Origin of the sequence: Sinorhizobium saheli (genome assembly GCF_001651875.1) — a bacterium.
Classification (GTDB): Bacteria; Pseudomonadota; Alphaproteobacteria; order Rhizobiales; family Rhizobiaceae; genus Sinorhizobium; species Sinorhizobium saheli.
The window spans coordinates 1-11,148 of sequence record NZ_LNQB01000099.1 but is presented as its reverse complement, the minus strand read 5'-3'; the positions used below and the strand labels follow the sequence as shown (position 1 = coordinate 11,148).

General features: G+C 65.9%; 8 protein-coding genes and 1 pseudogene. 5 read left to right on the top strand and 4 right to left on the bottom strand.

Features of this window, described 5'->3' with window-relative positions:
* Nucleotides 1–236: 236 nt before the first annotated feature.
* From ATB98_RS25210 to ATB98_RS25200, 3 genes are all read right to left on the bottom strand, one after another.
* Nucleotides 237–998 carry a VOC family protein gene (locus ATB98_RS25210; protein WP_066878705.1) on the bottom strand — a complete coding sequence of 254 codons (762 nt, stop codon included), beginning with the start codon at nt 996–998 and terminating at the stop codon, nt 237–239.
* Nucleotides 999–1,178: 180 nt separating this feature from the next.
* Nucleotides 1,179–1,652 carry a DUF1579 domain-containing protein gene (locus tag ATB98_RS25205; protein WP_066878703.1) on the bottom strand — a complete coding sequence of 158 codons (474 nt, stop codon included), beginning with the start codon at nt 1,650–1,652 and terminating at the stop codon, nt 1,179–1,181.
* 113 nt (nt 1,653–1,765) lie between these two features.
* Nucleotides 1,766–2,488 carry a DUF899 domain-containing protein gene (locus tag ATB98_RS25200; RefSeq protein WP_066878701.1) on the bottom strand — a complete coding sequence of 241 codons (723 nt, stop codon included), beginning with the start codon at nt 2,486–2,488 and terminating at the stop codon, nt 1,766–1,768.
* A gap of 161 nt (nt 2,489–2,649) precedes the next feature.
* On the opposite strand from ATB98_RS25200, the gene ATB98_RS25195 reads away from it, so the two are divergent.
* Both ATB98_RS25195 and ATB98_RS25190 read left to right on the top strand, forming a co-directional pair.
* On the top strand, nt 2,650–3,096 hold the full coding sequence (locus ATB98_RS25195) for a MarR family winged helix-turn-helix transcriptional regulator (RefSeq protein WP_066878699.1): 447 nt from the start codon (nt 2,650–2,652) through the stop codon (nt 3,094–3,096).
* A gap of 139 nt (nt 3,097–3,235) precedes the next feature.
* Nucleotides 3,236–3,640, top strand: a complete 405-nt coding sequence (locus tag ATB98_RS25190) for a GFA family protein (RefSeq protein ID WP_066878697.1) — start codon at nt 3,236–3,238, stop codon at nt 3,638–3,640.
* A 109-nt stretch (nt 3,641–3,749) separates the two neighbouring features.
* Here the strand turns inward: ATB98_RS25190 and ilvD are convergent, their stop codons facing one another.
* Nucleotides 3,750–5,588: a dihydroxy-acid dehydratase gene (gene ilvD / locus ATB98_RS25185; RefSeq protein ID WP_066878695.1), complete on the bottom strand. Its 1,839-nt coding sequence runs from the start codon at nt 5,586–5,588 to the stop codon at nt 3,750–3,752.
* Between the two features lie 256 nt (nt 5,589–5,844).
* Between ilvD and ATB98_RS25180 the strand changes: the two are divergent.
* The 3 genes and pseudogenes from ATB98_RS25180 to ATB98_RS25170 all read left to right on the top strand — a co-directional run.
* Nucleotides 5,845–9,106 (top strand): annotated as a pseudogene (locus ATB98_RS25180) (adenylate/guanylate cyclase domain-containing protein).
* Between the two features lie 44 nt (nt 9,107–9,150).
* Nucleotides 9,151–9,831 (top strand): peroxiredoxin-like family protein, encoded by a 681-nt coding sequence (locus ATB98_RS25175; RefSeq protein ID WP_066878693.1) that lies wholly within the window; start codon nt 9,151–9,153, stop codon nt 9,829–9,831.
* Between the two features lie 282 nt (nt 9,832–10,113).
* On the top strand, nt 10,114–11,148 hold a 1,035-nt coding region (locus tag ATB98_RS25170; RefSeq protein WP_157111078.1), incomplete at its 3' end, for an MCP four helix bundle domain-containing protein.

The window sequence follows — 11,148 nt, the reverse complement described above, 5'->3', positions numbered from 1 at the left end:
GTCCGTCGCCCGCCATTCGGGAGGACTTTGTGCAATGCGAAGACAGAAAGCAAGCATGGAGCGTTCGGGCGGAAGCGGATGGTCCTCCGGGTCTCGTGTGTCGCCGAGGCGCGAGATTTTCCCCTCTCCTTGGGTTAACCCGAGGACTGAACGCGCGGCATACCCCTTCTCCCCGTCAGAACGGGGAGAAGGTCGCGGCAGCGGGATGAGGGGCGAAAGCGACGCCTCGGAAAAGCTCAGCGCTTCGGCGCGACCAGCGCGAAGAGGGCGCCCTGGGGGTCGGTGGCCTGGACGATCCAGGCGCCGCCGGGTACTTCCATCGGCTCCATCAGCATCTTTGCGCCGCCTGATTTTGCGCGGTCGATCGCCGCGTCGAGCGCCTCGACGTTGAAGTAATAGAGCCAGTAGGGATTGGGGACCTCGGCCGGCCTCGTCATCATGCCGCCGATCGGCTGGCCGTTATGGGCGAAGATCTGATAGACGCCCATCTCGCCCATATCCATCGCCTGGTCCTTGGTCCAGCCGAAGAGGCTCGAATAGAAGTCGAAGGCGGTGTCGAGGTCGCCGGCCATCAGTTCGTGCCAGCCGACATTGCCCGGAGCCATCTGGTCCATGGGCGGCGGCGGTTCGCCCTGGCCCTTGAAGAGGGCGAAGGCCGCACCGTGCGGGTCGGTGACGATCGCGAAGCGGCCGATGTTCGGTATGTCCTCGGGCGAGCGGTGAACCGTGCCGCCCCCGGCTCTGAGCTTCTCTGCCGCGGCATCGACGTCGTCGACCCCCACATAGCCGAGCCATGCCGGCGGCACCTTCATCTCGAGCGCACCCTCGGGCATGGTCATCAGGCCGGCCACCTGGTGCTCGCCGGCGGAAAAAAGGGTGTAGTCCATGCCGGGCATGCCGGCGTCGCGGACGCTCCAGCCCACCACGTCCTTGTAGAAGGCTTCCGCCGCCTTCGTGTCCGTCGTCATCAGTTCGTACCACACGAATTTTCCGTGCATTGCCGGTCCTCCCGTCTCTTGTTTGCGTGCTGCGGTTGCCGCGGTGGAAGCTGCTGTAGCTGGATGCGTTCACATTTCGTTCGCGCACCGCTCTATCGGTTTGTTTTTGCCGCATTTGCGCGACGTCAGGTGAACCCACCTGACTGCAAAATGCTCTGAGGCGAGCCGTCGGGCGACGGCTCACTGGCGGCGGTAGTCCGCGGTCATGAGGTCTTTCCAGGCTCCGCTTTCGGTCTGGACGCGGGCGGTCAGCCGCCGATGGTTCTGATCGATGAACGTCATCCTGTCCTGATACCGGGCCGACCTGCCCGGATTCTCGAAGTCCGGGCCTTCGCAATTGAGCGCGAGCGTCCTGCCGTCGTCTTCGATGACGCCGTCATAGACCCACATGTGGGTCATCATGGAGCCGACCCATGTGCCGACATAGCGCTTCGTCTGAGGATTGAAGCCGAGCGTCATCATGCTCTGGCCGAAATTGCCGTCCGGCATCGTGCCCTGTGCCTCGCAGACGACCCAGAGGCCCTGCATCGAGCGGACTTTCTCCACCCATGGCGCACTTGACGGCTGGCTCGCCGTCGGATCTTCGGACGTGACCGTCCATTCCCCGAGCAGCTGTTCCAGCCAGCGGTGCTCTTCCTGTGGCTCTGCCTTCACTGGTTCCCTCCCATGCTGAAACGCGCGATCGGCGGAACCGCCGCGCGCAACCGACAACGTGCGGAGCGGTCGATGGTTCCCCGGCCGGGACGTCTGCCGGTTGCGAATTCTCCTTACGCCCGCCGCCGCGGCGCGTCCTCGTATTCGTCGTGCCGGCGGACGAAATCCATGGTCGTACCCTCGTTGCGCCCCTTGGGTGCGCGGTCGAGCAGCATCAAGGTACCGACCAGTTCCTCGAGCCCGCGGGCGTAGGTGGAATAGGTGTGATAGACGGTACCGTCCTCGTCCTTGTAGAAGGCGCTGAGGCCCGGAAGTTCGTCATAGGCGTCACTGCCGTCGATCTCGGTGAAGTTGTAGACGACCTTGCCGCCGAGCTCGGCAGGCGAGAAGGAAACGTGGAAGTCGCCGTTGAAATCGCTGCCGAAGGCCGAGACCCAGGGGAAGCGCCACCCCATGCGCTTGCGATAGGCCTCGATCTTCGCGAGCGGCGCGTTGGAGGCGGCAATCAGCGTAACGTCGTGATGGTTGAGATGGACGAGCGCGCCGTCGAAATGATCGACGAGGAAGGAGCAGCTCTTGCAGCCGGCCTCCCAATTGGCGCCGAGCATGAAATGATAGAGGAGAAGCTGGCTGCGCCCGTCGAAGAGGTCGGCCAGGGTCTTCTTGCCGCCCGTGGTGTCGAAGACGTAGTCCTTCTCGACCTTCACCCACGGCAGGGCCTTGCGCTCCGCATTGATCCTGTCGCGGAGATGCGTGAGTTCCTTCTCCAGCGCGAGCAGCTTCTTGCGCGCCTCGAGCCACTCTTTCGGCGATACGACTGCGTGGTTCGGTGTCATGCCGGTACTCCTTCCTGCTGCAGGGATCCGCGAAATCGCAGGACTTCACGGACACGATGCAGCAACTAAAAGTATTCCAGCGGGCTTTCGCGCTTTTCGCGCAAAGGTAGCGCGGCAATGTAGCGCTTGACTAATTATGTTGATATCAACATTACTGTAACATGTCAAAGTCGCCGCCGATACCCTTTTCGACCACTCTTTTCGTGCGGGATACCTGCCTGTGCCTGCATGTCCAGCGTGCCGCCCGGGCACTGGCGCGTCGTTTCGACGAGGCGCTGAGGCCGCTCGACGTCACGAACGGCCAGTTCTCGCTGATGATGTCGCTCAACCGGCCGGAACCGCCGGGCATGAGCGCGGTGGCGTCCGTGCTTGCCATGGACCGCACCACGCTGACGGCGGCGCTGAAGCCGCTCGAGCGCCGCGGTCTCGTCGAGGTCTTCGTCGATCCCGCCGACAGGCGATTGCGGCGCCTGCGGCTGACGGCCGATGGCGGGCGGCTGCTCGCCAGAGCGGTGCCGATCTGGAAGGCGACGCACGAAGCGCTCGACAGCCGCCTCGGCGAGAGCGGTGCCGACCGCCTGCGCGCCGATCTCCTCGCGCTTACGTGAACCTCGGCGAGGTATCGTCCCTTCCCCCCGCGCAAACCATTGATAATCAGGATGGCGTCACGCCGAAGATCGTGCTGATCTCGCGGTGCCGTTGCGTCATGAGGTGAGCGCGGCCGACTTTTACGAGGGAGGAGAGACGATGAAGATGACCTACAGGGGCAGCTGCCATTGCGGACGGATCCGCTACGAGGTCGATGTCGACCTCGAGGCGGGCACGAGCCGCTGCAATTGCTCGTACTGCTCGAAGCTGCGCTACTGGGGCGCGACCGTGAAGCCGGAGGATTTCCGGCTGATGTGCGAGGAGGAAGGCATCGGCGACTATCAGTTCGCCACGAAGAGCGGCCATCACCGGTTCTGCACGACCTGCGGTGCCTCGCCCTACGGCCACGGTTATATAGAGGAGATCGGCGGCGCCTTCGTCTCGGTCAACATCGCCTGCCTTGACGATGTCGACCCTGCCGTCCTTGCGGCCCTGCCGATCCAGTACATGGACGGGCTGCACAACAACTGGTGGAACGCGCCGGCGGAGACGCGATACATGTGATTCACGGCGCGCCGGGAGCGTTGGAAGCGGGTGTTGTAAAACCACCCTCTGCCCGGCAGGGCAGAGGGTGCCTGGCGGTCCCCCTCCGCATGACGATCGAGGCCCGTTTCTACTTGTCGCCCAGGTCGCGGACGGCGCCGCGGTCGGCGGAGGTCGCGAAGGCGGCATAGGCCTTCAGCGCGGTCGTCACCCGGCGCTTGCGCGGCTCGACCGGCTTCCAGCCCTTGGCGTCCTGCTCGCTGCGGCGGGAGGACAGTTCCGCCTCGTCGACCCGGAGGCCGATGGTGCGGTTGGGGATGTCGATGTCGATCATGTCGCCGTCGCGCACCAGTCCGATCGCCCCGCCATTGGCCGCCTCGGGCGAGACGTGGCCGATCGAGAGGCCGGAGGTGCCGCCGGAGAAGCGGCCGTCGGTGATGAGCGCACAGGCCTTGCCGAGGCCCTTCGACTTCAGATAGCTGGTCGGATAGAGCATTTCCTGCATGCCCGGTCCGCCCTTCGGTCCCTCATAGCGGATGACGACCACGTCGCCGGCCTTGATCTCGTTGCCGAGGATCGCCTTGACGGCAGCGTCCTGGCTCTCGAAGACCCGGGCGGGACCGGAGAATTTCAAAATGCTCTCGTCGACGCCGGCGGTCTTCACGATGCAGCCGTCGAGCGCGACGTTGCCCTTCAATACGGCGAGGCCGCCGTCCTTGGAGAAGGGATGCTCGACCGAGCGGATCACGCCCTTTTCGCGGTCGGTGTCGAGGTCCTCCCAGCGCGCCTCCTGGCTGAAGGCGACCTGGGTCGGGATGCCGCCGGGGGCGGCGCGGTAGAAGTTGCGCACCGTCTCGCTCGACGTGCGGGTGATGTCCCAGCGGTCTATGGCGTCGCCGATCGTTTCGCTGTGCACGGTCGGGCAGTCGCGGTTGATGAGGCCGCCCTTGTCGAGTTCGCCGAGGATCGACATGATGCCGCCGGCGCGGTGCACGTCTTCCATGTGCACGTCGGCCTTGGCCGGCGCCACCTTCGACAGGCACGGCACCTTGCGCGACAGCCGGTCGATATCGTCCATGGTGAAGTCGACCTCGCCTTCATAGGCGGCGGCGAGGATGTGCAGCACCGTATTGGTCGAGCCGCCCATGGCGATGTCGAGCGCCATGGCGTTCTCGAAGGCCTTCTTCGACGCGACCGAGCGCGGCAGGACGCGCTCGTCCCCCTGCTCGTAATAGCGGCGCGCCAGGTCGACGACGAGATGGCCGGCCTCGACGAAGAGGCGCTTGCGGTCGGCATGGGTGGCGAGCGTCGAGCCGTTGCCGGGCAGCGACAGGCCCAGCGCCTCGGTCAGACAGTTCATCGAATTGGCCGTGAACATGCCGGAGCAGGAGCCGCAGGTCGGGCAGGCGGAGCGCTCGATCACCTTGACGTCCTCGTCGGAGACATTGTCGTCGGCGGCGGCGACCATGGCGTCGACGAGGTCGAGCGCGTGCTTTTTGCCGTGCAGCACGACCTTGCCGGCCTCCATCGGGCCGCCGGAGACGAAGACGGCCGGGATGTTGAGGCGCAGCGCCGCCATCAGCATGCCGGGGGTGATCTTGTCGCAGTTGGAAATGCAGACCATCGCGTCGGCGCAATGGGCGTTGACCATGTATTCGACGCTGTCGGCGATGATCTCGCGCGAGGGCAGCGAGTAGAGCATGCCGTCATGGCCCATGGCGATGCCGTCGTCGACGGCGATCGTGTTGAATTCCTTGGCGACGCCGCCGGCCGCCTCGATCTCGCGGGCGACGAGCTGGCCGAGGTCCTTGAGGTGCACGTGCCCCGGCACGAACTGCGTGAAGGAGTTCACCACCGCGATGATCGGCTTGCCGAAGTCGCTGTCCTTCATGCCCGTCGCGCGCCAGAGGCCGCGGGCGCCGGCCATGTTGCGGCCGTGGGTGGTGGTGCGGGAGCGATAGGCAGGCATGAAAGCGGTCCTTCACGAACGAAATGTCACTAGACGGATAGCGCTCTCCTCGAGCGCCAGCGCAGGGTAGTAGCGCAAAATTGCGCGCACGTCATCTTCTGCGCCAGATAATTTCAGGCGCGGGCATGGGTCGGCAGCCGTGCCCCGGGCTTCCCATGCTTGCCAAGCCGATGCAACACGTCCATTGTTTTCGTTGGCATTCACGCCCGCGAGCCGGGCCTTCCGGCCCGCAGGCGCATTTCGAGGTTCATCCGGGATGAACTGTCACGAATGCGGGTTCGAGATCGAAAGCGGCTTTGCCTTTTGCCCGCGATGCGGTGCGAAACAGCCCGTTCCATGCCCTGCCTGCGGCTATCCCTGTCCCCAGCACTTCGCCTTCTGCCCGCAATGCGGCACGCAGGTGGGCCAGCCATCCGTGCCCAGACCGTCGGCGTCGCCGGCGCCGCCCGCACCGGCCCCCGCCGCATCGGGCCTACCGGGCGCCGACTCCGGCGCCGACCGCCGCACGGTCACCGTCGTCTTCGCGGACCTCTGCGGCTTCACCGGCCTCAGCGAGCGGGTCGACCCGGAAATCCTGCAGGCGCTGCAGAACGAGCTCTTCGAGGAACTGACCGAAGCCGTCGAGGCCTTCGGCGGCTTCGTCGACAAGTTCATCGGCGACGCGCTGCTCGCCCTTTTCGGCGCGCCGGTCGCCCATGAGGACGCCCCGGAAAGGGCGCTTCGCGCATCGCTGGAGATGGTCGGCCGGGCGGGACGGGTGAGCGAGCGCTGGCGCCAGCGGATCGGCCTGCCGCTGAGCCTCCATATCGGCGTCAATACCGGTACGGTGGTGGCTGGGGCCTTCGGCGCCGGCGACACCAAATCCTATTCGGTCACCGGCGATACCGTGAACACGGCGCAACGGTTGCAGTCGATGGCCGGTCCGGAGGAGATACTCGTCGGGCCGGTCACCCATAAGCTCACGCGGCATGCCTTCGCCTATGAGACGCTCGGCGCCATCACGCTCCGCGGCAAGGCCGGCAGCCTGCAGGTTCATCGCATGGTGGGAGCGCTGGAAGCGCCGCGGACCGCCAGGGGGCTCGACGCCCTCGGCCTCAGCGCGCCGCTGATCGGACGCGACAGGGAAATCGGCCGCATGCGGGACTGCCTGGCGCTCGCCTGCGGCGGCGCGGCGCAGCTCATCAAGCTCATCGGCGATGCCGGCATCGGCAAGTCGCGCCTCGTCGGCGAATTCCTCGCCGCTATCGCCGAGGATCCGCGCTTCCAGCACGTGGCCGTACGGCGCGCCGCCTGCTCTCCGCTCGGCGAGCCGTCCTATGGGACGCTCGCCACCGTGCTGCGCAGCGCCTACGGCATATCGACGAGCGACACGGCGGAGACGACGCAGGAATGTCTCGCGGCGGGTCTTGTGGAGATCGGCTTTGCTGCGCCCGAGGTGGAGGAACGGATGCCGCTCCTGTTCCACATCCTCGGCCTCGGCGATCGCGAAGGGGCGTTGCGGCACATCGAGCCCGAGCAGCTCCGCCGCCAGCTCTTCTCGCTCATCCGCATCATATTCGAGCGCCGCCTCGAGCGGGCGCCGCTCCTCCTTGTCATCGAGGATCTGCATTGGGCGGACTCGGCCTCGCTCGAGGCATTGCGCTTCGTGCTCGACCGGCTGGAGCGGACGCCGTTGATGCTCGTCACCACGCAGCGCCCCGATAGCGGCCCCGAGCGCCTGGCACCGGCGCGCACCAGCATCACCGCGCTTCGGCTCGGGCCGCTCTCTTCCGCCGATGGCGAGCGCCTCCTTTCTGCCCTCTTCGGCGAGGGATGCCTGCCGAAGCACCTCTGCGACCGGATCCTCGCACGCGCCGGCGGCAATCCGCTCTTCATCGAGGAGATCATCCGCGGCCTCATCGATCTCGATATCCTCAGGCGCGAGGAGGCGCGCTGGCAGGTGGGCGAGGGCGAGGCGAGCGTCGACATTCCCGTCGGCATCGAGGCGATGGTGCTCGCGCGCATCGATCGGCTGCCGCAGGAGGTGCGGCGCCTCGTCCATCGCGCCGCCGTCATCGGGCCGCGTTTCGATGCGGACCTGCTTGCCGCCATTTCCGCCGATCCGGCCGGGGTCGAAGCCGGCCTCGAGCGACTTTGCGACGCGGAGATCATCGAGGAGACGGCGGCGGGCGGCGCGCGGCCGTCCCAGGCCTACCGCTTCGTGCAATCGTTGCTCCACGAGGTGGTCTACAACAACCTTCTCGTCAGGCGCCGTACCGAGATCCATGCGGCGATCGCCGAGGCGCTCGAGCGGCGCTATGGCGACAATCCGGAACGGTTCGAGGAACTGGCGCTTCTCGGCCATCATTTCAGCCAATCGGCGGATCGGGCCCGGGGCGCGCGCTACCTGACGGCGGCCGGGGACCGGGCGCGCCAGCTCTACGCCAACGAGGACGCGATCCGCTTCTACCGGCAGGCCATGGCGGCCCTCGCCGCCCTCGGCGAGGAGACCCCGGAATGGTTCATGGCGCGCGAGCGCATCGCTGATCTCCTGGTGCCGAGCGGCCAACGGGCGGAGGCGGAGGAGCATTACCGCGCCCTGCTTGCAAGCGAGCGCCTTGCGACGGATCCGGTCGCTTCCGCCCGGATCCTGCGCAAGCTCGGCCATGTCCTCTGGGAAGCCGGCAATCGCAGCGAGGCGCAGGCAACCTTCACCGAGGCGGGCGCGGCTCGAACGCGCGGATGCACCCGTCGAGAGCGCGTCGCTGCTGCAGGAGCGGGGGCATCTCGCCTTCCGCATGGGCGATTATCCCGCCGCCTCCGAATGGGCGGACGAGGCGCTTGCCCGGGTCGAGGCGCTCGCTCCCTCGGCAAGCGAGGAAATGCGGCGCGAGGCGGCGCAGGTCACCGCCGAGGCGCTGAACACCAAGGGCGTGGCGCTTGCCCGCCGCGGCAGCACGCGGGCCGCGATCGACGCGGTGGAAGAGAGCGTCAAGGTCGCCGAGGCGGCCGGCCTCCTGCATGCGGCCTGCCGCGGATACACCAATCTCGGCGTGCTCTACTCGATCGTCGACCCGAAGCTCGCCGTCGACGTCTGCCAGCGCGGCCTCGACATGGCCCGGCGCATCGGCGATCTCGGCTTTCAGGCGCGGCTGCTCTCAAACCTCGCCGTCGCCCATTGCACCTTCACCGACCGTTGCGCCGCAGACGGTGTCCCGGCAGCGCAAGAAGCGGTCGAGCTCGATCGGGCGCTCGACCAGCGCGAACATCTGCCGGTGTCGCTGCTGGTGCTCGGCCAGATCTATCAATGCCATGAACATGCGGAGGAAGCCCGCCGGCTTTACCGCGAATCGCTCGATCTCGCAGGCGAAACGGGCGAGGCGCAGGTGCTGTTTCCGTGCTATGATGGCCTGGCGACACTCAGCCTCGACGAAGGCGATCTTGCCGAGGCCGAGCGCTATTTCGGCCTGGCCCGCGACGTCTGCGCCCGTTTCGAGCTCGACCCGGAAGCCCTGGTGATATTGCCGTTCCTCGACTGAAGGAAGCAATCGCGGAGCGCCGAACGTGAGGGAAGGAGACAGCCATGGCGGAATATCGCAGCCCCGGGCCGTTGCAGCCGGGTGACCGAGCGCCGAATGTCGTGCTCGACGCGATCACCCGCGAGGGCAAGATCGCCATCGACGATTTTCGCGGGCGCAAGGCGCTTCTCGTCGGCCTGTTCAGGGGCCTGCATTGCCCGTTCTGCCGCCGGCATATCGCCGCCATGGCGCAACTCAAGGGTGCTCTCAACGAGAAGGGCGTCGAAAGCCTGACGGTGGTCAATACGCCGATCGAGCGGGCGCGTCTCTATTTCCGCTACCACCCCTTGCCGAACCTTCTCGCCGCCGCCGATCCGGAACGGATATCGCACCGCGCCTTCGGCCTGCCGAATCCCGAATTCACCGAGGACGAGGACGAGTGGCCGCATCGGCTGAGCATGCGGACGATGATGTCGATGCGCGTCGACCTGCCCGGGGAACTGCCGGAGCCGATGAATCCGATCGCCGCCTCCGAATATCTGGACAAGACGGATGGCTACGAGATGACGGATGACGACAGCCGCATGGCCGCCACCGGCATGGGCCAGCTCGTCGGCCAGTTCCTGCTCGATCGCGACGGGGTCGTACGCTGGTGCTTCACCGAGGCGACACCGGACGGCAGCAACATGTTCCGCGCACCGGCGCCGGAAGAGGTCATGTCGGCGGCCTCGCAGGTGACGCATTGACGATGCGGTGCCAAAACGGGGCGGCGGCGATCCGATAACCGCAGCCGTTATCCGATTTCCGCAGAAGCTGTCGTCATTGTAACAGCAGAGAATAAATTAGTAACCTTTACGACAGATAAGTGCTTCTGTGCACATCTGATGGTTGCACCTCTCGACGGGTGGCGCTCACCCGCGGCTGCGCGGCCATTACCGAAAGAATGACTCGATCGGTTCATTTTCAAGAAGCGACCGAACAGGAGCCATGACGACGTCCTGTACAACCCCCTTGCACAGGAGTGTCAATTGAAACGCATTTCTCTTTCCTTGAAGGCTTCGCTGATCGGCGCCTTCGGCTTGCTGCTGGTGCTGCTCGCCGGCCAGGGGATTTTTGCTCTCTCCCTGATGGGCGGGATCTATCAGGATGTCGAGACCTTGGCCACCGCCTGGGTGCCGAGCGTCGACGTCACCAACAAGATCAATACGGCCCTCGCCGATTTCAGAGGCTCTGAAAACCGGCACATCGTCAATCGCACCGAAGCGGGCATGAAGCGGGCCGATGAAGCCATCGCCGCCGATCTCGATAAGCTCGCCGAACGAATGAAGACTTACGACGGACTTATCTCCAGCTCCGAGGAACGCGCTCTCTACGGCAAATTCAAGGATGTGCTCGCCACCTATATGAAGCAGCACGACGACCTGATCGCGCTCTCCCGTGCCGGCAAGAAGGACGAGGCCGCCGATTTCCTGACAGGCGCCATGCGTCAGTCCTACAACGAAATGGACAATCTCGCTGACGCCTTCCGAGACCTCAATATCGCCGGCGCCAAGCAGAGCTATGCGGATAGCTCGGCCGATTACGCGAGCGCCCGGATCACCACCTTCGCGCTGCTCGGGATCGCCTGCGTCGCGGGCCTCGGCGCCATAGCCTTTGCGATCGTTGGCGTGTCGCGGCCGATCAACCGGACGACCGAGGTCATGCGCCGGCTCGCCGACGGCGATCTCGCGGTCGAGATCCCGTTCACCGAGCGGACGAACGAGATCGGCGAGATGGCCCGGGCCGTCGAGGTGTTCAAGCAGAACGGCATCAAGGTGCGCGAGCTCAACGCCCAGGAAGCGGCGCTGCAGGCAAAAAGCGCCGACCTGCAGTCGAGCATCGGCGAGGTGGTCCAGGCGGCGGTCGCCGGCGACTTCACCCGGCGCATCAGCAAGGACTATGACAATGCCGACCTCAACCGCTTCGCCGCCCAGGTCAACGAACTGGTGACCTCGGTCGACCGCGGCGTCGCCGAAACCCGACGGGTCATCTCGGCGCTGGCCGAGGGCGATCTCACCCAGTCG

Coding starts and splice junctions, on each gene's coding strand:
- ATB98_RS25210 (WP_066878705.1), bottom strand. CDS start 998: ATGCACGGAAAATTCGTGTGGTACGAACTGATGACGACGGACACGAAG.
- ATB98_RS25200 (WP_066878701.1), bottom strand. CDS start 2,488: ATGACACCGAACCACGCAGTCGTATCGCCGAAAGAGTGGCTCGAGGCG.
- ATB98_RS25195 (WP_066878699.1), top strand. CDS start 2,650: ATGTCAAAGTCGCCGCCGATACCCTTTTCGACCACTCTTTTCGTGCGG.
- ATB98_RS25190 (WP_066878697.1), top strand. CDS start 3,236: ATGAAGATGACCTACAGGGGCAGCTGCCATTGCGGACGGATCCGCTAC.
- ilvD (WP_066878695.1), bottom strand. CDS start 5,588: ATGCCTGCCTATCGCTCCCGCACCACCACCCACGGCCGCAACATGGCC.
- ATB98_RS25175 (WP_066878693.1), top strand. CDS start 9,151: ATGGCGGAATATCGCAGCCCCGGGCCGTTGCAGCCGGGTGACCGAGCG.